Source organism: Desulfacinum hydrothermale DSM 13146 (genome assembly GCF_900176285.1).
In the GTDB taxonomy this organism is placed as follows: Bacteria; Desulfobacterota; Syntrophobacteria; order Syntrophobacterales; family DSM-9756; genus Desulfacinum; species Desulfacinum hydrothermale.
Genome location: NZ_FWXF01000008.1, coordinates 85,162 through 109,341, shown reverse-complemented (window position 1 = coordinate 109,341; position 24,180 = coordinate 85,162). Strand labels below are relative to the sequence as shown.

Below are 24,180 nucleotides of genomic sequence, written 5' to 3'. Positions count from 1 at the left end.
GTCTCCTCAAATGAAACGCCGGCGCAAAGCGCCGCACCAATAGTCAATGATTGTCACGCTGACGATCACAAGCAGCATCATGGTGGCCACTTCCCGGTACTGGTATCCGTTGAGCTTGTCGAACACGAGAAAACCGATGCCCCCCGCTCCACAGAATCCCAGGATGGTCGCACTGCGCACATTGGACTCGAAACGCAACAAGCTGTAGCTGACCACCAAGGGCATCACCTGGGGCAGCACCGCAAAGGAAAGGACCTGAAGAGGAGCGGCTCCGCTGGCGGCCACCGCTTCCACCTGTCCGGACTCCACCGCTTCGATAGCCTCGCTGAAAACCTTCCCCAGAATGCCAAAGGTGTGGATAGCCAAGGCCATTACACCGGCGAAGGGCCCCAACCCGATGACGGCCACAAAGACCAGGGCCATGACGAATTCGTTGAAACCCCGGCAGAAGTCAAGCACTCGGCGCACCAAGAACTGACACGTGGTGCGGGCCCAACGAAAAATGGGTCTGTCGCCAGGCAGGAGCACCTCCAGGCTGTTTCGCGCCGCCAGGAAGGAAACGGGCAGGGCCCACACGATGGCCAGCAGACTACCCCAAACGGCCATGGCCACCGTTTCCAGAAGCGCCTTTGTGTAGGTGCGCAAAGGCCCTGCCCGCATCTCCGGCGGAAAGAACCCGCCGCGCTTTTCATCCACGATGCGCGCCAATTCCTTACGAACCAGCGCTTCCCGACGCTCCACCGGCATGGTTTCCAGCCGCTTCCGGGCTTGTTCCTGGGCCAGCCGATACAAGGCTGTTGGGTCTTTCCCAAGGCCCCGCTGCCGGGCATCCTGCTTCAATTCCTGAAGGATCTCCTGGGTGAGAACGATAAGCGGCATGCGCTCCGCTTGCCGTCGGGCATTCTGGAGTTCCTCCTGGGTCAGACGACGCCCGAAGAGGTAGGTCCAGGCGTTTTCTCTCTTTTGATAGAGCTTCACGGGATTGATTCCCGTCCACACATAAGTGACGGCCAGCACGGCGAAAACCGCCGTCGTGATCAGGGCCTTTTTCAGGGAACTCCAGGAGGGCCACCAGGTGGGCTGGGACACGGCAGTCTGCGTATCGGTCAGACTCATATCCTCATTTCCATAGGATTCCATCGTCCGGGGAATCCTTTTCAGAAGGTTCACTGAGGGCCCTTTTGAAAACACACAGCGAAGGATTCTCAAAAGGGCTTACCCTGCCTTGCGTGAGGGCCCGCCCCCCATCCGCATGAGCGGCATGCCGCGTACCGCGGATGGGGGCCCTGCCGAGCGGGCCGTTTTCGCCTGCACGGACCGGACCAGAGGCAGGCGTTCCCCTCAGGAAGCTTGGGCCAGCTGCTTTTTGAGCTGTTTCAGATATCGGATCACATCGTAGGTGGTGTCGTCTGCGGGCTGATAGCCCCCGATCTGAAGCTTCTCAAGCCCCTGCTGGTTGCTGTTGAACATCATGAGGGCTCCGGCGAAGGCGGCCTTCAGACTCTCCGGAAGATCGCTCCGCACGCACATGGGCGAGCCTGGAATGAGATCGGATTTCCATAAGATGTTGAAATCGTCCCAGGAAGCCTGGCCCTTTTCCGCCATGCGGTCCAAATCGATGTTGTTGGTGGCGGCCACCTCAATGGATCCGTTTTTCACGGCCAGGATGCTGGCTCCATGGGATCCGGAAAATTTGACTTCCTTGAAGTATTGGCGCGGATCCACCTTCAGATCCCGGTAGAAGAGCACGTTGGGAACCAGATAACCGGATGTGGAGTTGGGGTCTGTAAAGGCGAACACATGGCCCCGGGCATCTTCCAATGTCTTGATGCCGGAGCCCGTCCGGCCGATGATGATCCCGTAGTAGCCCGGTTCACCCTTTTTGTTTTTCTCGCAGGCCACCGCCTGCGCATTGGCCTTCTCTGATGCCTCCGTGTAGCTCTTGGGCCCCAGATAGGCGAAATCGATGTGCTTGTGGGCCATGGCCGTGATCACACCTGCATAGTCCGAAGCACTTTTGGCCTCCACCTTCACTCCCAATGTCTTTTCCAGATGCTCGATGAGAGGCTGGAACCGCTTGACAATGTCCGCCCCTCCTTCCGTGGGGATGAGCCCCAACCGAACGGTCTTGGGCCATTGCCCCGGATCGGCCCAGGCTCCGGAAGAAAAGGCGGCACACAGGGCAAAAGCAAAGATTGCTGCAATGACATACATCTTCTTAACACCGTCCATGATTTCCTACCTCCTTGATGGGTTCAAAATTAGGCGCAGGCGGGAAGCTCCTCCCACGCCACATCGCAACTACCCTGATAGATCCGTTCCACCAGCTCCGCTTCCAGCAGAGATGGAGGTCCGTCATAGACCAGCCGTCCGTTCTGCATCCCGAGGATTCTCCCGGCGTATCGCCTGACGAAATCCAGGTGGTGCAAGTTCACCAGGACCGGGATGCCCTTTCTTTCGTGGATTTGCCGCAGCAGATTCATCACCGTCGAGGCGCTTCGCGGATCCAGGCTGGCAATGGGTTCGTCGGCCAGAATCACCTCCGGTTCCTGGGCCAGAACCCGTGCGATGGCCACGCGCTGCTGCTGCCCTCCGGACAAGGTGTCGGCCCGCTGCAAGGCCAGGTGCTCGATCCCCACTTCCTGGAGACAACGGAACGCCAGTTCCTTGTCCCGTTTAGGGAAAATCCGAGCCAAGGAGAGGGTGTGGGGAACGGGTGCGCTTTGGAAACGCAGCCGCCCCGCCAGGACGTTCTCCAGCACGGTCAGGCGGGGCACCAGATGAAATTGCTGGAAGATCATGCCCACCCGCCGACGAACCCTCTGGAGCTTGGCGCTCGAGACGGTCGAGATGTCCTCACCGAGAAGCAGAACCTGACCGGAAGTCGGCTTGAGAAGCCGATTGAGGCAGCGAAGCAGGGTGGATTTGCCGGCACCGGAACAGCCGATGATCACGATGAAGTCTTCCACGCTCACCTGAAAACTCACTCCTTTGAGCGCCGTGGTTCCCGATGGATAGCGTTTGACCAGATCACGAACCTCCACCAAGGGAACCTGGTTCGCTTCCATTGGCACCGCACTATGGACACTCATGTTCATTCCTCCCTATAGTCGACACTCTTCGTTCCACGGGGAGAGGCGGCCGAAGGGCCTCGTCCGCGCCTTTTCCGCTTGGAACATGGCTTTCGTAAACCTTGCGCCCGCCGATCCACAGATGACTCACCCAAACCCAGGGTCCGTTCGTTTGGATAACCGCCACATCGGCAGGCCGGCCCGGCTTCAGGCTGCCGCACACGTGGCCGGGCCCCAGGATCTTGGACGGCCCTTCCGTTGTCTTGGCCAGATGATCCCGGAGACTTCCGCCCGCACCAGCGGCCAACACAAAGGGCGCCTGAAGAAGGCACTCGGGGTAGTAGTCGCTGACCAAGGCATCCACGACGCCTGCGGCCACCGCGGAACGTGCGCTCAGATGCCCGTTGGAAGAAACGCCACGAACCACGTTGGGCGCTCCTACAAGAACCCCCATGGAGCGCGCTTTGGCCTCGCGGGCCGCCTCCAGAGTGACGGGAAATTCGCACCCTCCGGCCCCCAGGCCCGCCACCAATCGCACCTTCTCGGCCGTATCGTCGTCATGGCTCAGGAGCGGGATCCCGTGGTCGAGGATCCGCTGGGTCACTCGTCTGACTTGACGCCAGCCTTCGGAGCGCAGATCCTGTTTTTCCCTGGCCATGGCCAACACTTCTTCGCGGCTGAGGCTGTATGTTCCCGAGTAGTACCGTTCGTAGGCTTCAAAGGATCGGAACTGGCCTTGGCCGGGCGTGTGGTCCATGATGGACGCCACATCCACCACACCATCGTCCAGCAATTCCATGAGCACCCCTGCGGCACGGCGAGATCCCACTTCGTAGCGCGCATGAACCAAATGACGAACCGTCGCGGCTTTGGAGCGCGCAAAGTGCCGAATGGTGCCAACCAGCTCAGCCGCCCGATCCGGGGATCGCAAACCCAGGTCGTTGTCCGCGAAACTCACTGCATGACAAAAGGTGCCGATCCCCGCCGCCGCCAACCTTCGATCCAAAGCCTGCAGGGCGAATTCGGGGTCGAAGTGGACCCCCGGGCGCATCTCGATGCACTTTTCCAGTGCATCGCAGTGCAGATCCACCAGTGCCGGCACGATCAGGGCGCTGTCCACATGGAGACTCTGACGGGAAGGGTCAGGGGCATCCACCGAGTTGTTCAGGGCAAGAATGCCCTCTTCATCAAAGAGGATGGATCCCTGGGAGTACAGGTTTCGGCCGTCGAAAAGCGGGCCACCGTAGAGAAGGGTCTTCATGCTCACTCTCCCCACAGCACGTTCACTTTTTCGCTCTCAAGATCCGCCTGGGGAGAAACGGCCTTCTTCTGGGACAAGTCCAGCCGATAGACTCGAGACATGGCCCTTTGCAGGCCGACCTTTTCGTAAAACCGGCGGCGCGTACTTTCCCTCTGCTCGCTGGTGATCACCTCCAGGCGCGACGCCCCCTGGCTCTCCGCCACGGCCATGGCCAGACCCACCAGGGCACTTCCCAACCCCAGGCCGCGCCACGGCGGCAAGACCACCAGTTCTTCGATGGTCGTCTGCACTCCGGCCAGTCGAAGAGTGGGCAGAGTGCGAAAGGTGACCATCCCGGCCACCACATCGTCGCCTGGCACCAGGGCCAAGATGCAACGGTAATGGCTGTCATCGAGAAGAGCTCGGTAAACGGGTGCCAGCTCATGGGACGGACAGGGATAGCCCAGGTGCAGCAGCAGGGCCAGCACATCCATCAGGTCGTCCGCGCCGGCATCCCGGAAGGTGAATTTCACTTCATGGCCGTGCTCGCTCATGGTAGGTTCCTTATCTTCTTTACAGTCCATTTTTTGACCAACGATCCATTGGATCACGGGGTGCATGAGACCACCTTTGTGTGACGGAATCGTTGGGACTTTGTGGAATGACTGTGACAATGGGCACTAATGAGGAAAGGAGACGCCGTGCCTTCAAACGCTCCATCGTGGACACATCTGGATGAGAAGGGCCGGTTGAAGATGGTGGATGTGAGCGACAAGGCCCCCACCTGGCGGGAAGCCAGGGCCGTGGGCCGGGTCCGCATGGCTCCCGAGACGCTGAAGCGGATCCTGGAGGGGGAGGTGGCCAAAGGAAACGTGCTGGAAGCCGCCCGCCTGGCGGGCATCATGGCGGCCAAGCGGACGTGGGAACTCATCCCCCTGTGCCATCCCATTCCGCTCACGGCCGTGGAGGTCTCGTTTGAGCCCGACGAGGATCTTCCCGGCATCCGCCTCCAGTCGCGCACCAAGACCTGCGATCGAACCGGGGTGGAGATGGAGGCCCTGACCGCCGTGGCCCATGCGGCACTCACCATCTACGACATGTGCAAGGCCCTGGATCGGACCATGTGTTTGGAAGGTATCCGGCTGGTCTACAAGAGCGGGGGGCGAAGCGGCACCTTTGCCGTCTCCGACGAGGCGTGATCATGACTTTGCGCTTTACAAACCGGCATGGCCTGTGCTAGCGACTATTTCCTTCAATCCACCGCGTGGAGGTTCCCCATGGACAAAGAGACACTGGCCTATTTCAAAGAGATCCTGGAACAAAGACTCCAAGAGCTCTACGCTGAGGCGGAAAAGACCGTTACGGGGATGACCGATGAGGTCGTGACGTTCCCCGATCCCACCGACCGTGCGTCTCTCGAGTCGGACCGGAACTTTATGCTGAGGATTCGGGATCGGGAGAGGAAGCTGATCTTGAAGATCCGGGAAGCCCTGCAGCGGATCGAAGACGGCTCTTTCGGAATCTGCGAAGAGTGCGGAGACGATATCGGCATCGACCGTCTCAAGGCTCGGCCCGTCACCACCTTGTGCATCGAGTGCAAGCGGCGCCAGGAAGCCATGGAAAAGGTTCGGGAGGCCTAGGGGCCTTCTGGACCGGCGGCCTGCTCAGCCGGCCGCACCCGCAGGATATCGCCCACGTAGAGGGCCCGTTGCCCGCCCCGATTCTCTTCCAGGACCAGCGCCCCGTCGGGCGCAATGTCCGTCACTCGGCCCACGACGGTCGTTTCCCCTGTCTGCACACGGACGTATCGGCCCAAGACGGCGGAACGTTCCTTCAGTCGTTTTAGGTACGGTGCCAGACCTTCCTGAACCCATCCCTCGTATAGGGTTTCCAGACGGTTGAGATAGCCGGCCAGCACCTTCGCCCGGGTCAGATGGGGAGGTCGTGCATAGGCGCCGGACATTGCTGCATCCAGCTCCAGCGCCAGCGAGGTGGCCGGGTACAGGAGGTCCCCTCCCAAGTCCTCCCGCGTCTGGAACACGTTGATCCCCGTGCCCACCACCAGGAACTGAATCCGTTCGGATTCCGACTGCATTTCCGTCAAGATCCCCGCCGCCTTCCGGTCGGAAAGGAGCAGGTCATTGGGCCATTTGATGCGGGCGTCCAGGTTCCACGCGTCCCGGATCGATTCCGCCAGGGCCAGGGCCGCCAACAGCGTCATTTCGGGGCCTCGGCGCGGCGGCAGCTCCGGCCTCAGGACGAGGGACACATAGATGCCCTTTCCCATGGGCGAGCTCCACGACCTTTGCAGTCGGCCGCGGCCCTGGGTTTGTGCTTCCGCCCCCACCACCGTGCCGTTCGGCGCTCCCGCGCGAGCCAGTTCCATGGCGCGCTCGTTGGTGGAACCCACGCTTTGGTGATGTTCCAAGTGGTGTCCCAACCACCGGGTCGTGAGTCGAGGGGCCAGCTCTTGGCGGCTCAGAAGATCCACGGGACCCGCCAGCCGATAGCCTTTCTTGCCCAGGCTTTCGATGGGGTAGCCCATGGAGCGGAGCTTTTGCACCTGTTTCCACACGGCGGTCCGGCTGATCCCCAGCTTCCGGCCCAGGGCCTCACCCGTGATCGGTTCGCCGTGGGCCTCGCTGAGAGCTCTCAGAATCGGCCGGTGGGTCGGTTCGGTACCTGCCACGCGGCATCCCCCTTTCTGGTTTGCTGGTTCGCCTCCCGCCGGATTCCCCATGCTCGGCACCGGCGAACGCTTTCAGAAGACACGGGATCAGGTCGCCGCCAATAACGCCGCCAGGGTGTAGCCCACCATCTCCACCACCTCATTGGCGGCGCCCAGTACATCTCCCGTGATACCTCCCAGCCATCTCTTGGATTGGCGTCGAACGGCCCAGACCGTGAGGGCCGCCGCCGCCAGGAGCCACAAGGTCCACGGCCCCAGGGCCACGACCCCCGCCGCCGTGGCGGTGCTCCAGACGATTTCCCGCCGGCCCACATGATCCACGAAGGGCTTTCCCAATCCGCCCTCCGAGCGCGCATAGGGGATTTTGTAGGCGCACCAGACCATGGCGCCGCGGCTGATCATGGGAACGACCACCAAGGGGCCCAGATGGGGACCTTGGAGGAGCTGCGCCAAGGCCGCCGCCTTGACCAGCAGGCCCAACACCAGGGCCATGACCCCGAAGGCGCCCACCCGGCTGTCTTTCATGATGGCCAGCCGCCTTTGGGGGTCGAACCCGCCCCCCACTCCATCGGCCACATCGGCCAGACCGTCCAGATGAAGCCCCCGGGTCAGCCATGTGGTCAGCGCCAGTACCCATATTGCCGAAAGGGCGGGGGGTAAGGCGGCCAAGCCCACGGCGGCCGCCGCCTGAAGGCACCCCAAAACGAGGCCCACCGCGGGAAAGAAGGCAAAGGAGCGGGCAAGATCCCGGGGCTCCAGGACGGCCGTCCCGCCCCCCGGAAGACGGAGTCGCGAGAGAAAGGCCAGTGCGGTGCGAAATCCTTGGATCATGTGCGTAAGGTCGCTCCTGCGCCTCGCCGGGACGGGCACCCCGTTTGACGCCGTCTCTCGCCTGGGCAGCGGCCTGGGCGGGGCGCTTCGAGGGTGCTTGGCATGTGGGGCTAAGGCTTTTGGGGTTTCAAGGTCCATGGAAGTCCCGCTGCCACCAGGGTCACCGCCCGGCACGCAGCGGCCAGACGCTGATTGGCCCAGCCCGCCAGATCCCGGTACGTGCGGGCCATGGCATTGGCGGGCACGATCCCGCAGCCCACCTCGTTGGATACGAGCACCACGGGCGATGCCGTGGCCTCCAGAACCCGGCAGAGCCGCTCCACCGCGTCCTTGGCCCCCGCATCCCCGCGGTCCGCCAGCAGGTTGGACAGCCACAACGTGATGCAGTCCACCAGGATCGGGGATCCCTCCCGGTCCAGTTCGCTCAGGGTTTGCGGTAGATCCAGCGGGCATTCCACGGTGCGCCAGTGCGATCCGCGCCGGGCCCGGTGGGCGGCCACCCGGGCTTCCATCTCGGCATCCAGCACCTGGGCCGTGGCCACATAGACGTGGGGAGGTGGGAAGGCGGCCACAAGGGATTCCGCGAAGGTGCTCTTCCCGCTTCGAGCGCCGCCCAGCACCAGGTGCGGGGTGAGCGGTGCGCTCATGATCCGCCCTCCTCGGACGGCTCCCCGTCCGGTTCGATCCCCAGCAGGGCCAGCAGGCGCTGGAGATCCTCCTGGCCGGTGAAGGTGATGGCGATGGTCCCCTTGTCCCCCCGGCGTTTGACGGACACCTTGGTCTGAAAGCGTCGGCTAAGGGCGCTTTCCAGGGAGCGGAAGGGCCGGGCGGGGCGCCGGGATCGGGTCGGGGCGGCCAGCATGCGCTGCACCAACGCTTCCGTTTGGCGAACGGACAGGTTCCTTTGCAGAACCTGATCGCGGGCGCGCAACTGGGCCTCTTCGCTGGGAAGGGCCAGGAGCGCCCGGGCATGGCCCATGGTGAGCCGTTCGTTGAGCACGTCTTCCTGGATGGCCCGGGGCAGGTGGACCAGGCGCAGCAGGTTAGCCACGGTGGCCCGCTTCTTTCCCACCCGCTGGGCGATCTCTTCCTGGGTGAGCCCGAATTGGGTCTTCAGGCGGTGGTAGGCCTGGGCTTCCTCGATGCAGTTCAGGTCCCGGCGCTGGATGTTTTCCACCAGGGCCAGCTCCAAGGCGTCGCGCTGGGTGGTTTCCCGCACGATCACCGGCACTTCGCTGAGACCGGCGGCCTTGGCCGCCTGCCAGCGCCGCTCGCCGGCCACGATCTGGTACGGACCCCCGTCAGCAGGGCGGGTGACCAGGATGGGCTGGAGCACCCCGCTTTGGCGGATGGAGGCCACCAGTTCCTGGAAGTGGTCGTCTCGAGCAATGGTGTGGCGCGGCTGGAAGGGATTGGGCTCAAGGCGGTCCACGGCGCAGTAGAAGACTTCCACGGCTTCGTTTTGGAGCCAGTCGGTGGACGGGAGCAGATCGTCCAGGCCGCGGCCCAGCCCCTTTTTCTTGTCATGCACGGTCCGCCCCCTTTTGGAGGATTTCGTGGGCCAGCGCGGCGTAGGCACGGCTGCCCGCACAGTGGCGATCGTAGAGCATCACGGGCAGCCCGTGGCTCGGGCTTTCGCTCAGGCGCACGTTCCTGGGAATCAGGGTCTCAAACACCCGGGCCCCCAGGTGCTTTCGGATTTCGGTGGCCACCTGGTGGGACAGGTTGTTGCGTCGGTCGAACATGGTGAGCAGGATGCCCCGAATGGCCAGGGACGGGTTCCAGCGGAGCTTGATTTTGCGGATCGTGTCCAGAAGGAGGCTCAGGCCTTCCATGGCAAAGTATTCGCACTGGAGGGGGATGAGCACCGAATGGGCGGCGCACAGGGTATTGACGGTGAGAAGGCCCAGGGACGGGGGGCAGTCCAGGATCATGAAGTGAAAGCGCTCGTCCAAGGGCTTGAGGCGCGAGGCCAGGACCGTTTCGGAGCCGGGCGTGGCGGTCAGTTTCCATTCGGTGGCGGCCAGGCTGGGATTGGCCGGGATCATCCATAGGCTCAGCTCGTCCAGGGGCCGGTGGAGCGGCGGGGCCCCGTTTTCTTCCAAAAGAACCCGATGGAGGGTTTTGTCGGGCTCGGAGATGCGCAGCCCCAGGCCGCTGGAGGCGTTGCCCTGGGGATCGCAGTCCACCAGCAGCACGCGGCGCCCGGTCTGGGCCAGGGCGCAGGCCAAGTTGATGGCGGTGGTGGTCTTCCCCACGCCCCCCTTCTGATTGGCGATGGCAAGGATGTGGGCCATAACGGTTGGAAAACGTCTCCTTTGGAAGTCCTTCCCGGTGTTTCACGTGGAACACACCTTCCGGAAGGTCACGGTCCGGAAGTCTCCTTCGGGGGCACCCGAAGGCTCCACGCGTCAAAGAGCTCGTGGTAGCGCAGGATGAAGCGCCGCCCCGAAAGGGTTCGCACCCGGTAGTAGCGCATGGGCACCCGCCGCGCGTCCAGGTAGCCCTCGTACCAGCGGTCCTCCACCCGTTCCACCCTGTGGGTCTCGTCTCTCCACACGAAGGCGATGGGTTCCTGGGCGCCGCGGTAGTCATCGCGGGTCTCAACCTGAATCCGCTCGAAGCGCACCGCTTCCTCCCCGCAGCCCCTCGGGGGGCCGCCGGACGCGATTATACTTTTCAGGCGCCCCCCATACAATTATTTTTAAGATGAATAGGAAAAAGAGAGCCGGGAGGAATGCGTCATGGCGGAAAAGGCACTGCTGGTCATCGATATGCTCAACGACTTCGTCCATCCCCAGGGGGCGCTCACCTGCGGCCCGCCGGCCCAGGAGATCGTGGAGCCCATCCGGGAGCTGGTGGAGCGGTTTGCGGCGGATGACCAGGGGCTCATCTACGTGAAAGACGCCCATCGCCCCGATGACCCGGAATTCCAAATGTTTCCCCCCCACGCCGTGCGCGGCACCTGGGGCGCCCAGATCATCGACGCGCTCCAACCGCCCCCCCGGGCCCGCATTGTGGAAAAGACCCGCTACAGCGCCTTTTTCAACACCCCCCTGGATCAGATTCTACAAGAGATCTCGCCCAAGGAAGTCTGGGTGTGCGGCGTGTGCACCTCCATTTGCGTCATGGACACGGTGGGCGATCTGAGAAACCGCGACTACCCCGTGGTGGTTCCCGTGCGGGCCGTGGCCGACTTCGATCCCCAGTTCCACCGCTTCGCCCTTGAGCGCATGGAACGGGTCTACGGCGCGCGACTCCATCCGTGACCCGCACCGGAATCCTCTCCAGACGGCTTTCGGCTCGACGTCCTCACGTGACGGGTCCAGGTTCACAGGTTCCCCATCCCGCTGGCAACGGCCGCCAACGGCCCCTCAAGGAGACTTCACATGCACCTTTGGAACGGCTACCGCCCCGAAATGGTCACCGACTACTACCAGTTCACCATGGCCGCCAGTTACTGGCAGGAAGGCATGGAGGGGCAGGCCACCTTCAGCCTTTTCATCCGGGACTATCCGCCCCAGCGGGCCTACTTCGTGGCGGCGGGCTTGGAAAGCCTGGCGGCGGCCATCCAGGAGTTCCGCTTCCATCCCGATTCCCTGAACTATTTGCAATCTCTCGGTAAATTCCCCGAAGGCTTCCTGGACTACCTGGCCCGCTTCCGGTTCACCGGCTCCGTGCGGGCCCTTCCCGAAGGCCGGATCTTCTTCGCCCAAGAGCCCTTGCTGGAGGTGAGCGCTCCCATCATCCAGGGGCAAATCCTGGAAACCCTGGCCCTCAACACCCTGCACCAGGAAACCCTCATCGCCAGCAAGGCGGCCCGCTGTGTGGCCGCCGCCCGGGGCCGCCCCCTGGTGGACTTTTCCCTGCGCCGCACCCAGGGCGTGGACGCGGGACTCAAGACGGCCCGGTCCAGCTACATCGCAGGCTTTCTGGGGACCAGCAACGTTCTGGCGGGCCAGCTCTACGGAATCCCCGTCTACGGCACCATGGCCCATTCTTACATCACCAGCTTTCCCCACGAAGCGGATGCCTTCCAAGCCTACGCCCGCGTCTTTCCGGACAACACCGTGCTCTTGCTGGACACCTACGACACCCTGAAGGCCGCCGAAAAGGCCGTGGCCCTGGCCAAGGAATTGCGCCAACAGGGCAAGGCCCTCCGGGGGGTGCGCCTGGACAGCGGCGATCTGCTCCACCTCAGCCAAAAGGTCAAAGACCTCTTCCGCAGCCACGGCCTGGACCATGTGGCCGTCATGGCCAGCGGCAACCTGGACGAATACCGCCTGGAAGAACTTCTCTCCCAGGGAGCCTGCATCGACGCCGCCGGAATCGGCACCCGTCTGGGGGTCTCCGCCGACGCTCCGTATCTGGACATGGCCTACAAGCTGGTGGAATACGAGGGGCGGCCCATCCTGAAACTGAGCCCTGCAAAAACCACCTGGGTGGGACGAAAACAGGTCTTCCGATCCTTCACCCCCACGGGGACCCTGCACGAAGACGTGCTGGGCCTGGCCGAAGAGCCCATGCCCGGCACCAAACCCCTGCTTGTGGAGGTCTTCCGCCAAGGAGAGCGGATCCGATCCGAAGAATCCCTGGAAACCATCCGCCGCCGCTTTGATCGAGACTGGAACCGCCTTCCCGAACCCTATAAGGCCCTGCGACCCACCCAACACTATCCCGTTCGGGTGAGCCGGGCCCTCCAGGACCTCCAGGATCGGGTGACGCGCGATCGCAGGCGAGACGAAGTGGGGAGTCCGTGATCCGTCATGGGTCACGTGGTTCGCGAGGCACGGACCCGCCATCGGATGAGACGTCGCCTTCCCAGCCCGTTGGGAAGCTCGTAGCAAAAGTCGTCCAGCCGCTCCAGTTGCTGCCGGTTCCAGCCGGCCGCCTGGGCCGGGTCCGCTTTGGCACCGGCCCAGTAGGCGATGCACCCGCTCCCCGCCCTGGCAAGCCGTGCCAGCAAGGCCATCCGCTCCGGATCCGGGCTCACGGCTCGAAAGGTGATGAGATCAAAGCCTTTGGCGGGGCCTTCTTGCCGGTGCGATTCGGCAAAGTCTTCGAGCCGACCGTGGATGACCCGCACATTGGAAAGCCCCAGGTCCGCCGCCGCCACCTTCAGAAAGCTCGTCTTCTTGCGGGACGCGTCCAGAAGCATCACCCGGCTCCCGGGCCGGCACACGGCCAGGGGAATGCCCGGAAACCCCGCTCCGCTTCCCACATCCAGGACCCAACCGCCCTCCGGCAGCACGGAAAGGGGAATGAGGCTGTCCAAAAGGTGTTTGGAAAGGGCCTCCTCTTGGCGTATTCGTGTGAGGTTGACGCGCCGGTTCCAGCGGAAGACCAGCTCCAAATGGAGGCAGCAAAGCGTCACCTGGCGCGTCCCCACGGAAAGCCCCAGCCGTCCCACCAGGTCGTTGAGCGTCTCCTCACATGCCTTGACCACGGCCCCCCCGATCTACTTTCCGATACAAAACCGCGAAAAGATCCGATCCAGCAGCTCCTCATCGGCTTCCAGGCCCAGGATGGCATCCAGTTCTTTTCGGGCCGCACGCAGTTCCTCGCTCACCAGTTCGGGCCACGCCTCCGGATCGGGCAGGGCGCAGGCCCTTTGGAGGGCTTCCAGGGCACGGGCCAAGCAATCCCGCTGCCGACGGTTGACGGCGAAGGTGGACTCCGCCGAAAGAAGCGCTTCCTTGAGCACCCGGTCTTGAAGGATCTTTTTCAGGCGCTGGGCATCTTCGGGGCGCAACGCGCACAATTCCACCACGTCGCCTTCCAGCCCGTAGCGGGTCCGGGCGGCTTGGGCCGTGGTGGGCCCACAGCGGTCCATCTTGTTCAAGACCACCAGAACCCGTTTTCCGGAGATCCTTTCGTGAATCCGGTCGTCGTCTTCGGTGAGCGGCCGGCTGTGGTCCAGGATCCACAGGACCAGGTCCGCTTCGTCCACGCTGCGCAGGGTGCGTTCGATTCCCATGGATTCGATGGCGTCTGGCTTTTGTCGGATGCCCGCCGTGTCCAGCACCCGCACTTCCACCCCCGCCACCCAGAAGCTGTCTTCCACCACGTCCCGGGTGGTTCCCTCCATCGCCGTGACGATGGCCCGGTCCCGGCCCACCAGGGCGTTCAACAGGGACGATTTGCCCACGTTGGGCTTGCCCACCAGCACCATGGAAAGCCCTTCGCGCAGCACCCGGCCCTCTTCGTAGTGGGAGACGATCCGTTCCAGGGCCGGGATCACCTGGGTTTCCACCCGGCTCAAGAGTCCTGCCAAGGCGGGATCGCCCTCTTCGGAAAGGTCCTCTGCAAAGTCCAGGTGAGCCTCCACCTGGGCCTCCAGCTCCATCAAATGCTCCCGCCACCGGCTCACCTCCCGACCGAAGTCCCCTCGAAGGTGACGGCCGGCTTGTTTCAGCGCCTCTTGGGAGCGGGAGTGGATGATGTCCGCCACCGCCTCGGCCTGGGAAAGGTCCAGTCGCCCCGAAAGGAAGGCCCGCTGAGTGAACTCGCCCGGCTCCGCCACACGGGCCCCCTGGCTGACCACGATCTCCAGCATGCGGTTGAGCACCGCGTAGCCGCTGTGGCAGTTGATCTCCACCACGTCCTCGCCCGTGTAGGTGCGCGGAGCGGCCATGTAGCTCGCCAGCACCTCGTCCACCGGTTCCAAGGTCTTCGGGTCCCGGATCCACCCATGGCAAAGCCGGTGGGAGGGAAAGGAGGAACGGGGCTTTCCGGTGCGTGTCACGAAAAGGGTGCGCAAAATGCGGAGGGCATCGGCCCCTGAAATCTTCAGGATCCCGATGCCCCCGATGCCGATGGGTGTGGCGATGGCGCAGATTGTGTCCCGACGGCAGGCAATGTCCATCGTGCGTTGATGCAGCCTCCGTTGATCAGGCGTTGGTCTCGGCTTCCGCCACGGAATTCGTCTGGCCCTTGTTCTTCTTCACGGGGTAGATGACCACCCGACGCAGGGTGCCTTCCCCTTTGCTCTTGGTCCGAACGCCCTGGTCTTCCTTGAGGGCCAGATGAATGATGCGCCGATCTTGGGCGTTCATGGGTCCGGTGGTGAGAGGCCGTTTCGATTTCTTCACCTTTTCGCTCAACTGCCGCGCCAATTCGGTCAGGCTTCCTTCCCGCTTGGAACGGTAGTTTTCCGTGTCCACCACGATGGGGATGTTCTTTCCCATTTCGCGGCTCACGATCTTGTTCACCAGGTATTGCAGGGCGTTCAGGGTTTTTCCCCGCTTGCCGATGAGAAGCCCCGAGCCGTTGCTGACGATGTTCAGGTAGATGCATTCATCGCGCACGTCCGCCTCCACGACGGTCGGCAGATCCACGTACTTGAGGATCTCCGCCAGGACTTCCTTGGCCCGCTGGGAGGCGGCATCCAGCGGTGTCTCCTTGGGGGTGACGCGGATCCGGGCCTTCCGAGCGCCCACGATGCCGAAGATGCCCGAAGACCCCTTGGAAAGGATTTCGATGTCCAATTGTTCCCGAGGCAGATTGAAGGCGTCACAGGCGTTTTGAATCGCCTCGTCCAGTGATTTACCTTCGAATTCCTGCGTTGGCATACTCTCCTCCGTTTGTCTTGCGCAGCGCATGGGTCGTGTCGACCAGCCGAGTGCGGAGGGCGCCTGGTTAGACGGTACGATTGATCCAGTACTGCTGCACGATGGACAAGACGTTGTTTACCAGCCAGTATAACACGAGTCCCGAGGGAAAGTTGATGAAGAAAACCGTAAAGATCACGGGCATCAAAAGCATCATCTTTTCCTGGCGGGGATCTCCCGACGAGGGGGTCATCTTCTGCTGTACGAACATGGAAACCCCCATCAGCAGGGTGAGCACGGGCAACCCATGTCCCAGATAGGGAATGTTGAAGCCCACGTCCAGCCGATCCGGTGCGGTCAGGTCGTTGATCCAGAGCCAGAAGGGCTGGTGGCGCAGTTCGATGGCCCCGTAGAGCATGCGGTAGAGGGCGAAAAAGACCGGAATCTGCAGCACCATGGGCAGGCAGCCCCCCAGGGGGTTCACCTTGTAGGTGCGGTAGAGCATCATGAGCTCCTGGTTGAGCTTTTCCCGGTCGTCTTTGTACTTTTCCCGGATCTGGGCCATCTTGGGCTGGATCTTCTTCATGACCTGCATGGACTTGTAGCTTTTGTGCGTCAGGGGCCAGAAGAGGATCTTGATGATGATCGTCAGGATGATGATGGCAATGCCGTAGTTTTGCGTGTAGTTGTTGAGCCATTTGAGAAAGACCAGCAGGGGCTTGGCGATGACCGTGAACCAGCCGAAATCCAAGGCCCGGTCCAGGTTGTGGTCAGCCAGCTTGAGATGGGCCATTTCCTTGGGCCCGAAGTAGTACTGGGCCGGAATGACCGCCTTGGAGCCGGGGGCCAGCTCAAACGGGTCCGTCAAGAGCACCATCTGCACCAGCCCGAGCTTCTGATCCACCAGACGGGGGACCAACTGGTAGTGGTCTTGCTTCAGGGGAACGATGGCCTGGAGGAAGTAATTGTCCTGGTAGCCCATCCATTGTACGGGTGGCTTGAACACAGGCGTTTCCTTGCCGAGCTTTTTCTCGTTCAAGTTTTCCAACTTGCCGTTCTGAAGAACGCTCACCCGCATCTGGTTGTATCGGCTCTGTTTGGCCTCGAACGGCACAGCATACGAACTGATTCCCACCCGGTCGGTAAACCCTTGCGCTCCCAGGTTCTCCACAATCACGTCCACCTGGACGGTGTAGGTGTCCGCTGCGAACCGAAAGACCTTGGTGACGCGCACCTTGCCCGGCTCTTCGGCCGTCAAGGTCAGCAACGCTTCCTTGTCGTTGGGTTGGATGGCAATCCGCTGCGGCGCTTGGCTTTCGAAGTTCCTCGTGGCCAAGGACCATTGCGGGTGTTTCAAGAAATCCACGGCCAGGGGATAGTATCCGGCGCCGTGGGCCGGGATGAGATCCATGGGGGGGGAATGGGGATCCACGGCCTGGCGGTGCTTTTTGAGCTGGAAGCTCTGGAGCCGCGCACCGGCGGAGGCCACCCGGGCCGTATAGAGGGGCGTGTCCACTTCCCACACCTTGATCGGCACGGGTTGAGCCTGGGCGTGGGCCTGGGGAATGGCCTCCAGGGAGGTCTTCGAATCCCCCTCTGTCTTTACGAACGGGGCCTTCCCGTCCTTGACGGCCGTCGTCTTCGGGCTCTGGGAGGCAGGCTCCTGTTGGGCCGTCTGCTGCACGGGCGCCTGCGGAGTGATCCGGGGAGCCACGAAGACTTCCCAGAGCAGGACCACTCCCAGGGACAATACAAAGGCGAGCAGTGCTCTTTTTTCCATCTAGCAACACTCCATTCGATGATCCGGTCTTTCCGGTACGGGATCGTAGCCGCCCGGATGAAACGGGTGGCACTTCAATAGCCGCTTCAGTCCCATCAGCGTGCCGTGCCAAGGTCCATATCGTTCGATGGCTTGAAAGGTGTAGGCGGAACAGGAGGGGTAAAAGCGGCAGTTGGCTCCCAGCACGGGAGAAACAGCAAGCTGATAAAAGCGCACTAAAGCAAGCAGTAGGTGTTTGATCATGACCGTCGTTTGGGATGCATCCCAAGGCACCGGTTGAGTTGCTCGGCCATTTCCGGCATTTTGAGCCGCTCGACACCGGGCCGGGCGATCACCACGATATCCTTTCCTGGCCCCGGAAGGCGGTGCTTGTGGAGCCGGAACCATTCACGAAGGCACCGCTTGATGCGGTTGCGTTGCACCGCATTCCAGAACCTTTTCTGGACAATGAGGCCCAACCGGTGGTGGTCCAATCCGTTGGGAGCCACATTGACCACAAAACGTTGGCAGGGAAGGCGCCGGCCTTCCCCTTTGACGCGAAGGTATTCCGAACGTTTACGAAGCCGTTCGTGCGGGCGGAAGCGATGATCATCCCGCTTGTTTGGGCCCATGGGAAGCCCCGATCGGGTCTCCGTCATCAGACGGCCAGGCGCTTCCGTCCTTTGGCGCGGCGCCGCTTGATGACCTGGCGCCCGGCCTTGGTGGACATGCGGACCAGGAATCCGTGGGTTCGCTTCCTCTTGATATTGCTCGGCTGATAGGTTCGCTTCATCTTCTTCTCCCCTTCGTTGGTCGATATGGTCAGGCACCGGGCCTCGATGGGCTTTTTCAAGCCAACAAAAATCCGCTTCCGGCGGCCCGTCAAAGACCCCGAAAAGCGAATTTTTGCTTATAGTCAAGGGGACCTGAGCTTGTCAAGGACGGAAAACCCCGGACCAGCTCCCGTCCCACCCTTTGGTGCCGTCCCCGCCGCCCCGGCACGCCCGAGCCCGAAACCATTTAGGATGCGGCAAAGAGCAGAAGCGGGGGATCGTAAAAGTCCGGCGGCTTCACCCCCAGAATCTGCATGCAGGTGGCCGCAATGTTCGTCAGACCCGGATCCGGCACTTCCGGGTCGAAGCGAACCTGCAGCTTGCCGGAAGGTTCGTAGACAAGGAACCAGACCGGATTGAGGGAATGGGAGGTCTTGGCCTTGGGTGTTCCGTCCGCGTGACGCTTCACCTCTCCCGTCTTCTTGTCCAGTTCGTACATCTCCTCGGCGTTACCGTGATCGGCTGTCACCAGCAACATCCCGCCGGCCTCCCGGACCGCCCTCATGATCCGCCCCAGGCACAGATCCACCGCTTCCACGGCGATGTGGGCCGCCTGGTAGATGCCGGTGTGGCCCACCATGTCCCCGTTGGCGAAGTTGAGACGCATGAAGTCGAAGCGGCCACCCCGGATTTCTTCCACCACGCGGTCGGTGATCTCCGCCGCCTTCATCCACGGCCTTTCTTCGAAGGGCACCTGATCCGACGGGACCTCCACGTATTCTTCCAGCTCGGGATCGAATTTTCCCGACCGATTGCCATTCCAAAAATAGGTCACATGGCCGAATTTCTGGGTTTCGCTGATGGCCAACTGCCGGATCCCCTGGGCGCACAGCAGTTCGCTGACGGTCTTTTCGATATGGGGCGGTTCCACCAGATAGCTCCTGGGAATGTGCAAGTCCCCATCGTATTCCATCATGCCCGCGTAGGCCACCTTGGGATAGGGATCCCGTTGGAACTTGTCGAAATTCTCTTCTTCAAAGGCCCGGCTGATCTCGATCGCCCGGTCGCCCCGGAAATTGAAAAAGATCACCGAGTCTCCGTCCCGGATGGGGCCCACAGGGCCCTGATCGTCGGCGATGACGAAAGGCGGCAGGTCCTGGTCGATGATGCCGGGGATTTCCCGGCGGTAGGTTTCAATGGCTTCCCGTGCGCTTCGGAAGGTCCGCCCCCGCCCCGCCACATGGGTTTCCCACCCGCGGGCCACCATGGACCAGTCGGCCTCGTAGCGATCCATGGTGACGGCCATGCGTCCACCGCCGCTGGCGATGCGATAGTCCACGCCCGCCCGGCTGTTCAGGTCCTGGAGATAGGCTTCGAAGGGATCCACATATTCCAGGGCCGAGGTTTCCCCCACATCGCGACCGTCCAACAGGATGTGGATACGGCCTCGAGGGATCTTTTCCACCAGAGCGGCCCTTTCCAGCATGGCCCTTAAGTGATCCAGATGGCTGTGCACATTGCCGTCGGAAAAGAGGCCGATGAAATGGAGTGTGCCGTTGTTTTCCCGGCAATAGTCCATCAGGTGCCGCCACGTCTTTCCCTGGAAAAGGCGTCCCGTTTCGATGGCTTCGTTGACCAGGCGGGCCCCCTGGGCATAGATTCGTCCGGCTCCCATGGCGTTGTGGCCCACCTCGGAATTGCCCATGTCCTTATCGGAAGGCAGGCCCACCGCCGTGCCGTGGGCCTTGAGCAGGCCGTGGGGGCAGTGGGCCAGAAGCCAATCCAGGTGGGGCGTATGGGCATCTGCGACGGCGTTGCCTTCCCGCCTTTCCGAAAAACCGATGCCGTCCATGATGACCAGCGTGAGCGGGCCTGTCAGCCCGTCTTTCAGCAGCTTTTCCCATTTCATGGTTTTTCAGCGTTCCTTCCACACCGGTTTGCGTTTTTCCTTGAAGGCCTTCACCCCTTCTTTGGCGTCCTCGGTGGTACAGAGCCGGGCGAAGACCTCGTTCATGTATTCGAAGGCCCGATGATATTCCATGTCGGCGGCGGTATAAAACCCGCTCTTGGCGATCTGCACTGCAATGGGACTCTTTTGGGCCAGGGTGGCGGCCCATTGCCGGGCGGCCTCTTCCAGATCCTGGGCCGGCACCACCTTGTTGAACAGTCCCTTGGCCAGAGCCTCCTGCGCCGACAACAACTCCCCAAACAGGAGCATCTCCAAGGCCACCTTGCGCCCCACGCACTTGGAAACGGGGATCACGGGGCCCACGCAATTGAGTCCCACATTGATGGCGGTCAGGCCGATGCGGGCCTTTTCCGATGCGATGGCCAGGTCGCAGGCGGCCACCAAGCCGGCCCCGTTGGCGGCGGCGGTTCCCTGAACCTGGGCGATGACGGGTTTTTTGAGACCACTGATGCTCACCAACGGCCGCTCCATGTGAGCGATCCATTGGCGCAGTTCCATGGGGCTCTTACCTTCCAGCTCGGTCACCTCGATGCCCGCACAGAAGTGCTTGCCCGCGCCCTTGAGAAGAATCACCCGGACCTTGGGATCCCGATCCAGGGCCTTCAGGGCTTCGTCCAGCTCCTCCGCCAGTTGACTGGTGAAGGTGTTGAGTTGGTCGGGTCGGTTGAGGGTGATGGAGCCCACAAAATCTTCGCCGATCTCCATGAGAATGGTCTGGTATGCCATGGATCCCTCCTCTTTTTGCGCCCTTCATCTACCTATATCGGTACCTGCGGGGCCTTTCCCCCAGGATCACCGTGACCCGATCCCGATCTCCTTCCCAGTGGACCACGTCCAGCCGGACACGGTTGCCCGGCCGGTAGCGTCGAAGCGCCCGCATGAGATCATCCGCACTGTCCACCGGCTCGCCGTCGATTCCCACAATCACATCCCCGCCCACGATGAGCACGTAATTGCCCACCTGGGCCCGGGCATGGCCGCCGCGAAGACCGGCCTTGTCCGCCGGTCCCCCTGGAACCACCTCCACGATCATAGCCCCGCGGTTCACGCTCAACTGCAAGGCTTCCGCAAAATCGGGAAAGAGAGTCATGAGGGTGGCGCCCAGCCACGGATACCCGTAGTAGCCCTTTTCGATCAGTTCCCGGACCACCTGTTTGACCGTGTCCACGGGGATGGCAAACCCGATGCCCACATTGGCGCCCGTGGGACTGAAGATGGCGGTGTTCACACCGATCATCTTCCCGGACGAATCGATGAGCGGACCGCCGGAATTGCCGGGGTTGATGGACGCATCGGTTTGGATCACGTCTTCCACCAGAGCACCACCCGGCGAGCGCAGCGTGCGACCCACCGAGCTGATGATCCCCGTGGTGAGGGTCTGGCCCAGGCCGAAGGGGTTTCCGATGGCGAGAACCTTCTGGCCCACCTTGAGGTCCCTGGAACTCCCCATGGGGATGACCACCAGGTCCTTTTTGGGCGCATCGATCTTGATGACCGCGATGTCCGTGTTGGGGTCTGATCCGATGAACTTGGCGGCGTATTTCTTGCCATTGGCCAGGGTCACTTCCAGTTTGCGGGCGTCCTCGATCACGTGGTGATTGGTCAGGATGTAGCCTTCCTCACTGATGATGGATCCGGATCCAGCGCCTTGTCGGGGAACGATGTTGAAGAAGAAGTCCCGCTCCAAGACGGTGCTCGTAATGTTGACCACGCCCGGGGACAATTGGCGGTAGAGCTCGATATTGTTCTTCTCGTCTTCCGTCAAAGCTCGGGCTTGGGGACAGGCCAGCGCCAGCAGGCAGGCCGCCGTCACAACCCCCATCCACCATCTTTTCCGCCAACGATTCATTTCCCATTCCTCCTCAGCGTAGACGGGCAATCCGTTTCCAGATCCAATAGGCCAGCAGGCCCGCCAGGATGTAGCCCAGGTACTTGTTCCACCAGCTCGTCATACCCGGCACCGCCGCTTTCACCCGGTTGACCGGAATGGCAAAACCGATCCCCACATTCGTTCCCGTGGGACTCAAAATGGCCGTATTGATACCCACCAGCCGGCCTTGGCTGTCCACCAGCGCGCCGCCGGAATTGCCGGGGTTGATGGCCGCATCCACCTGGATCAGGTCCTCGAGCACACGCCCTTGATCGCGAATGCTTCTCTTGAGCTGACTCACGTGGCCGGCGGTCAGAGTCTGCCCCAATCCAAAAGGATTTCCCAGTGCATAGATCTTTTGGCCCACCTCCAGCGCGTCCGAATCGCCCAGGGAGATCGGAACCAGATCGCGGCCTTCGGCCTGGATGCGGATGACGGCCAGATCGTCTTCAGGTGCCGTCCCCACCACTTCGGCCGGCCATCGGCTTCCGTCCGCCAAGCGCACTTCGATGGCCTTGGCACCCCGAACCACATGGTAGTTGGTGACAATCGTTCCGTCCGCGCTTAGAATCACGCCCGAGCCCGCACCCTCTTGCGGGACGGGTCGATAGAAGAAATCATAGAGAACCGTGGTGGTGACCACGTTGACCACCGAAGAGGATACCTTTTCATAGACGGCGATGGTATTCAATTCCTCCCGCAGCAGGCTCGATGCCGTGGAAGGAAGGAGAGCGACCGAAAAGAACAGCCCCACCAGGACGTTCCGAAACAAGGCTTGGTGCGCTGGAAGAAGGCTCATGAAGACATCTCGCAAATTCTCCGGAACCTTTGGAACACTGCTCATCAACACGCTCCGCGGCCAGGACGTACCATGACTTCGCAGCGTATCAAAAACCCACCAGGTCGGCAAATCCACAGCCCCTCACACACCCAATCCTGGAAAGCGCGCTTGGGAACGCTCAAATCCTGGCTCACCTGGAGTCCCTGGGTTCACCTTTTCCTGCTTTTCGTTGCCCAGGCGCTTGCGCTCCTGGCCTTCAAAGAGGCCAAGAACCAGGCAGGAAACCTGGACGTACACCTGACCGTGAGCGCCCTGGGCGGTGGTGCCCTCTTCTCTTGGGCCATGGTCCGCGGGAGCGCGCGTTGGACGGGCCGGAGATGGCCCCGCTTCGTTCCGGCCTTTTTCTACGGCCTCTTCATCTATTGTTTGTCCGGCCAGAGCCTGCAAGGCGTGGAGCTTCCCGTGCCTGGAGATTTTTTCCATCCTCTGGAATACGCCTCCCTGGCCATCTTCCTGGGATGGGGCTGGTCGGGCGTCGTGCCAGCGGAAGCGCCCGGCAGGCTCTTGGCCACCGTGATCCTCACCGGGGGACCCTACACCCTCCTGGACGAATGGCACCAAAGCTGGGTGCCCGGCCGCTGTCCCAGCCTGGGCGACTTCACCTGGGATCTGGCGGGCCTGGCCGCCGGCGCCTTCCTGGTGATCCTGCTGAGAAGGTTCTCACCCGGTTGGCGCCAAGCCGGAGGGCGAACCAGCACGGGTGGCACCGATCCGCCTGCCTGATCCTTCACCATTTCCGCCGCTGCCGCCGTCAAAGCCTTTCCAGCAAGGGCAACAGGAAGGCCACCGCCGCATGGGCGTAGAGCCCGGCGGCCACATCGTCGGCCATGATGCCCAGCCCGCCGTGAAGCTCCCCGTCCAAGACATTCACCGGCCAGGGCTTCCAGATGTCAAAAAGGCGGAAAAAGAGTGCGCCCAGCAGCAGGGAAAGCCCGGTGGCCGGCAGACCGATCATGGTCACAAGAAACCCCATGAGTTCGTCCACGACCACCTCGCCCGGATCCGCTTTTACCAAGATTTGCTGTGCCCGATCACACGCCCAGCAGGCCGCGGGAAAGAGAAGTACAAGGATGAGACAGGCCCACCCATAAGGAAGTTGCGCCACGACCCAGGCCGACGGAATCCCCGCCGCCAGGGTGGCCACCGTCCCTGGGGCCGCCGGGGATCGGCCGAGAACGCCCAGCCGCGCCAGACTCAAGGCCATCGCTTCCAGTCCGTCAACGCGATCCTTCATCCGTTCCATTGGCCCTCAGAGCACCTCGTCCACACCAGGGGCGCCAGGCCGCCGCAAATCTTTACGGCAGGTGCTGCCCGATGGCCCATACCACGTCCGCAGGCTCTTTCCCAGCCCGAAAGGGCTGGGCTGCCGGCCTTGCGTCCCCGTCCCACTCCACTTCCCAGAACCCACCTCGATCGACCATTGCCCACCCCGTCAGGGCCACTCGGGCGAGCGCTGTAGATCTTTGCCCGTGGGCGGAAAAGATCCGCTTCCGCCAATTTTCCTGGTTCTTGGAACCTCCTACCGGTATCATGACATCTTGTGGCGCAACAAGTACTTTCATACCCCAGTGGGCTTTGAAGAAGGAG

General features: G+C 62.3%; 28 protein-coding genes. 5 read left to right on the top strand and 23 right to left on the bottom strand.

The annotated features are described in order from the left end of the window. Positions 1-6: 6 nt before the first annotated feature. The 5 genes from phnE to B9A12_RS08845 form a co-directional block, all read right to left on the bottom strand. Positions 7-1,116: a phosphonate ABC transporter, permease protein PhnE gene (gene phnE / locus B9A12_RS08865; protein ID WP_084057590.1), complete on the bottom strand. Its 1,110-nt coding sequence runs from the start codon at positions 1,114-1,116 to the stop codon at positions 7-9. 225 nt (positions 1,117-1,341) lie between these two features. Then, complete coding sequence (phnD, locus tag B9A12_RS08860; protein ID WP_084057528.1) at positions 1,342-2,232, bottom strand: phosphonate ABC transporter substrate-binding protein; 891 nt, start codon at positions 2,230-2,232, stop codon at positions 1,342-1,344. 29 nt (positions 2,233-2,261) lie between these two features. Beyond that, positions 2,262-3,092 (bottom strand): phosphonate ABC transporter ATP-binding protein, encoded by an 831-nt coding sequence (gene phnC / locus B9A12_RS08855; protein ID WP_212636878.1) that lies wholly within the window; start codon positions 3,090-3,092, stop codon positions 2,262-2,264. Continuing rightward, positions 3,079-4,332 (bottom strand): alpha-D-ribose 1-methylphosphonate 5-triphosphate diphosphatase, encoded by a 1,254-nt coding sequence (locus B9A12_RS08850; protein ID WP_084057526.1) that lies wholly within the window; start codon positions 4,330-4,332, stop codon positions 3,079-3,081. Before B9A12_RS08850 ends, phnC begins: the two co-directional genes overlap by 14 nt. Before the next feature lie 2 nt (positions 4,333-4,334). Beyond that, a complete protein-coding gene (locus B9A12_RS08845; protein WP_170920483.1) occupies positions 4,335-4,865 on the bottom strand; it encodes a GNAT family N-acetyltransferase in 531 nt (176 codons plus the stop codon). Positions 4,866-4,994: 129 nt separating this feature from the next. Between B9A12_RS08845 and moaC the strand changes: the two genes are divergently transcribed. Both moaC and dksA read left to right on the top strand, forming a co-directional pair. Further along, on the top strand, positions 4,995-5,510 hold the full coding sequence (moaC, locus tag B9A12_RS08840) for a cyclic pyranopterin monophosphate synthase MoaC (RefSeq protein WP_084057524.1): 516 nt from the start codon (positions 4,995-4,997) through the stop codon (positions 5,508-5,510). Positions 5,511-5,588: 78 nt separating this feature from the next. Further along, entirely contained in the window at positions 5,589-5,951 is a 363-nt protein-coding gene (gene dksA / locus B9A12_RS08835) for an RNA polymerase-binding protein DksA (RefSeq protein ID WP_084057523.1), read from the top strand. Here dksA and B9A12_RS08830 read toward each other — a convergent pair. The 6 genes from B9A12_RS08830 to B9A12_RS08805 form a co-directional block, all read right to left on the bottom strand. Further along, on the bottom strand, positions 5,948-7,000 hold the full coding sequence (locus tag B9A12_RS08830) for a biotin--[acetyl-CoA-carboxylase] ligase (RefSeq protein WP_170920482.1): 1,053 nt from the start codon (positions 6,998-7,000) through the stop codon (positions 5,948-5,950). The two genes, dksA and B9A12_RS08830, sit on opposite strands and share 4 nt — an antisense overlap. A gap of 87 nt (positions 7,001-7,087) precedes the next feature. After that, a complete protein-coding gene (gene cobS, locus B9A12_RS08825) occupies positions 7,088-7,831 on the bottom strand; it encodes an adenosylcobinamide-GDP ribazoletransferase (RefSeq protein WP_170920481.1) in 744 nt (247 codons plus the stop codon). Between the two features lie 110 nt (positions 7,832-7,941). Next, positions 7,942-8,478, bottom strand: a complete 537-nt coding sequence (gene cobU / locus B9A12_RS08820; protein ID WP_084057520.1) for a bifunctional adenosylcobinamide kinase/adenosylcobinamide-phosphate guanylyltransferase — start codon at positions 8,476-8,478, stop codon at positions 7,942-7,944. Further along, entirely contained in the window at positions 8,475-9,362 is an 888-nt protein-coding gene (locus tag B9A12_RS08815; protein WP_170920480.1) for a ParB/RepB/Spo0J family partition protein, read from the bottom strand. Before B9A12_RS08815 ends, cobU begins: the two co-directional genes overlap by 4 nt. Continuing rightward, a complete protein-coding gene (locus B9A12_RS08810) occupies positions 9,355-10,128 on the bottom strand; it encodes a ParA family protein (protein ID WP_084057518.1) in 774 nt (257 codons plus the stop codon). The genes B9A12_RS08815 and B9A12_RS08810 overlap by 8 nt, the downstream gene beginning before the upstream one ends. 68 nt (positions 10,129-10,196) lie before the next feature. Next, entirely contained in the window at positions 10,197-10,460 is a 264-nt protein-coding gene (locus tag B9A12_RS08805) for a hypothetical protein (protein WP_084057517.1), read from the bottom strand. A gap of 115 nt (positions 10,461-10,575) precedes the next feature. Between B9A12_RS08805 and B9A12_RS08800 the strand changes: the two genes are divergently transcribed. Together B9A12_RS08800 and B9A12_RS08795 are read left to right on the top strand one after the other, a co-directional pair. Further along, positions 10,576-11,100, top strand: coding sequence for a cysteine hydrolase family protein (locus tag B9A12_RS08800; RefSeq protein ID WP_084057516.1), 525 nt, complete (start codon positions 10,576-10,578; stop codon positions 11,098-11,100). 120 nt (positions 11,101-11,220) lie between these two features. Continuing rightward, a complete protein-coding gene (locus B9A12_RS08795; RefSeq protein WP_084057515.1) occupies positions 11,221-12,591 on the top strand; it encodes a nicotinate phosphoribosyltransferase in 1,371 nt (456 codons plus the stop codon). 11 nt (positions 12,592-12,602) lie between these two features. Here B9A12_RS08795 and rsmG read toward each other — a convergent pair whose 3' ends face one another. The 11 genes from rsmG to B9A12_RS08740 all read right to left on the bottom strand — a co-directional run bounded on the left by rsmG (position 12,603) and on the right by B9A12_RS08740 (position 22,551). Further along, complete coding sequence (gene rsmG, locus B9A12_RS08790; protein WP_170920477.1) at positions 12,603-13,277, bottom strand: 16S rRNA (guanine(527)-N(7))-methyltransferase RsmG; 675 nt, start codon at positions 13,275-13,277, stop codon at positions 12,603-12,605. Between the two features lie 12 nt (positions 13,278-13,289). Continuing rightward, on the bottom strand, positions 13,290-14,696 hold the full coding sequence (mnmE, locus tag B9A12_RS08785) for a tRNA uridine-5-carboxymethylaminomethyl(34) synthesis GTPase MnmE (RefSeq protein WP_084057513.1): 1,407 nt from the start codon (positions 14,694-14,696) through the stop codon (positions 13,290-13,292). Positions 14,697-14,721: 25 nt separating this feature from the next. After that, a complete protein-coding gene (gene jag, locus B9A12_RS08780) occupies positions 14,722-15,402 on the bottom strand; it encodes an RNA-binding cell elongation regulator Jag/EloR (protein ID WP_170920476.1) in 681 nt (226 codons plus the stop codon). A gap of 67 nt (positions 15,403-15,469) precedes the next feature. Then, a complete protein-coding gene (gene yidC / locus B9A12_RS08775) occupies positions 15,470-17,161 on the bottom strand; it encodes a membrane protein insertase YidC (RefSeq protein WP_084057511.1) in 1,692 nt (563 codons plus the stop codon). Beyond that, positions 17,162-17,401 (bottom strand): membrane protein insertion efficiency factor YidD, encoded by a 240-nt coding sequence (yidD, locus tag B9A12_RS08770; RefSeq protein WP_342752489.1) that lies wholly within the window; start codon positions 17,399-17,401, stop codon positions 17,162-17,164. It lies immediately after the preceding gene. After that, a complete protein-coding gene (gene rnpA, locus B9A12_RS08765) occupies positions 17,401-17,799 on the bottom strand; it encodes a ribonuclease P protein component (protein ID WP_084057509.1) in 399 nt (132 codons plus the stop codon). The genes yidD and rnpA overlap by 1 nt, the downstream gene beginning before the upstream one ends. After that, a complete protein-coding gene (rpmH, locus tag B9A12_RS08760) occupies positions 17,799-17,933 on the bottom strand; it encodes a 50S ribosomal protein L34 (RefSeq protein WP_084057589.1) in 135 nt (44 codons plus the stop codon). The genes rnpA and rpmH overlap by 1 nt, the downstream gene beginning before the upstream one ends. Positions 17,934-18,160: 227 nt before the next feature. Further along, positions 18,161-19,822 (bottom strand): 2,3-bisphosphoglycerate-independent phosphoglycerate mutase, encoded by a 1,662-nt coding sequence (gene gpmI, locus B9A12_RS08755; RefSeq protein ID WP_084057508.1) that lies wholly within the window; start codon positions 19,820-19,822, stop codon positions 18,161-18,163. 6 nt (positions 19,823-19,828) lie between these two features. Further along, on the bottom strand, positions 19,829-20,608 hold the full coding sequence (locus B9A12_RS08750) for an enoyl-CoA hydratase/isomerase family protein (RefSeq protein ID WP_084057507.1): 780 nt from the start codon (positions 20,606-20,608) through the stop codon (positions 19,829-19,831). A 28-nt stretch (positions 20,609-20,636) separates the two neighbouring features. Continuing rightward, positions 20,637-21,731 carry a S1C family serine protease gene (locus B9A12_RS08745; RefSeq protein ID WP_084057506.1) on the bottom strand — a complete coding sequence of 365 codons (1,095 nt, stop codon included), beginning with the start codon at positions 21,729-21,731 and terminating at the stop codon, positions 20,637-20,639. A gap of 13 nt (positions 21,732-21,744) precedes the next feature. Beyond that, complete coding sequence (locus B9A12_RS08740; protein WP_170920475.1) at positions 21,745-22,551, bottom strand: S1C family serine protease; 807 nt, start codon at positions 22,549-22,551, stop codon at positions 21,745-21,747. Between the two features lie 150 nt (positions 22,552-22,701). Between B9A12_RS08740 and B9A12_RS08735 the strand changes: the two genes are divergently transcribed. Then, positions 22,702-23,316, top strand: coding sequence for a VanZ family protein (locus B9A12_RS08735; RefSeq protein WP_084057504.1), 615 nt, complete (start codon positions 22,702-22,704; stop codon positions 23,314-23,316). A gap of 28 nt (positions 23,317-23,344) precedes the next feature. Here the strand turns inward: B9A12_RS08735 and B9A12_RS08730 are convergent, their stop codons facing one another. After that, positions 23,345-23,827, bottom strand: coding sequence for a phosphatidylglycerophosphatase A family protein (locus tag B9A12_RS08730; protein ID WP_170920474.1), 483 nt, complete (start codon positions 23,825-23,827; stop codon positions 23,345-23,347). Between the last annotated feature and the right edge of the window lie 353 nt (positions 23,828-24,180).

Coding starts and splice junctions, on each gene's coding strand:
- phnE (WP_084057590.1), bottom strand. CDS start 1,116: ATGAGTCTGACCGATACGCAGACTGCCGTGTCCCAGCCCACCTGGTGG.
- phnD (WP_084057528.1), bottom strand. CDS start 2,232: ATGGACGGTGTTAAGAAGATGTATGTCATTGCAGCAATCTTTGCTTTT.
- phnC (WP_212636878.1), bottom strand. CDS start 3,092: ATGAGTGTCCATAGTGCGGTGCCAATGGAAGCGAACCAGGTTCCCTTG.
- B9A12_RS08850 (WP_084057526.1), bottom strand. CDS start 4,332: ATGAAGACCCTTCTCTACGGTGGCCCGCTTTTCGACGGCCGAAACCTG.
- B9A12_RS08845 (WP_170920483.1), bottom strand. CDS start 4,865: ATGAGCGAGCACGGCCATGAAGTGAAATTCACCTTCCGGGATGCCGGC.
- moaC (WP_084057524.1), top strand. CDS start 4,995: ATGAGGAAAGGAGACGCCGTGCCTTCAAACGCTCCATCGTGGACACAT.
- dksA (WP_084057523.1), top strand. CDS start 5,589: ATGGACAAAGAGACACTGGCCTATTTCAAAGAGATCCTGGAACAAAGA.
- cobS (WP_170920481.1), bottom strand. CDS start 7,831: ATGATCCAAGGATTTCGCACCGCACTGGCCTTTCTCTCGCGACTCCGT.
- cobU (WP_084057520.1), bottom strand. CDS start 8,478: ATGAGCGCACCGCTCACCCCGCACCTGGTGCTGGGCGGCGCTCGAAGC.
- B9A12_RS08810 (WP_084057518.1), bottom strand. CDS start 10,128: ATGGCCCACATCCTTGCCATCGCCAATCAGAAGGGGGGCGTGGGGAAG.
- B9A12_RS08800 (WP_084057516.1), top strand. CDS start 10,576: ATGGCGGAAAAGGCACTGCTGGTCATCGATATGCTCAACGACTTCGTC.
- B9A12_RS08795 (WP_084057515.1), top strand. CDS start 11,221: ATGCACCTTTGGAACGGCTACCGCCCCGAAATGGTCACCGACTACTAC.
- mnmE (WP_084057513.1), bottom strand. CDS start 14,696: ATGGACATTGCCTGCCGTCGGGACACAATCTGCGCCATCGCCACACCC.
- jag (WP_170920476.1), bottom strand. CDS start 15,402: ATGCCAACGCAGGAATTCGAAGGTAAATCACTGGACGAGGCGATTCAA.
- yidC (WP_084057511.1), bottom strand. CDS start 17,161: ATGGAAAAAAGAGCACTGCTCGCCTTTGTATTGTCCCTGGGAGTGGTC.
- rnpA (WP_084057509.1), bottom strand. CDS start 17,799: ATGACGGAGACCCGATCGGGGCTTCCCATGGGCCCAAACAAGCGGGAT.
- rpmH (WP_084057589.1), bottom strand. CDS start 17,933: ATGAAGCGAACCTATCAGCCGAGCAATATCAAGAGGAAGCGAACCCAC.
- gpmI (WP_084057508.1), bottom strand. CDS start 19,822: ATGAAATGGGAAAAGCTGCTGAAAGACGGGCTGACAGGCCCGCTCACG.
- B9A12_RS08750 (WP_084057507.1), bottom strand. CDS start 20,608: ATGGCATACCAGACCATTCTCATGGAGATCGGCGAAGATTTTGTGGGC.
- B9A12_RS08745 (WP_084057506.1), bottom strand. CDS start 21,731: ATGAATCGTTGGCGGAAAAGATGGTGGATGGGGGTTGTGACGGCGGCC.
- B9A12_RS08740 (WP_170920475.1), bottom strand. CDS start 22,551: ATGAGCCTTCTTCCAGCGCACCAAGCCTTGTTTCGGAACGTCCTGGTG.
- B9A12_RS08730 (WP_170920474.1), bottom strand. CDS start 23,827: ATGAAGGATCGCGTTGACGGACTGGAAGCGATGGCCTTGAGTCTGGCG.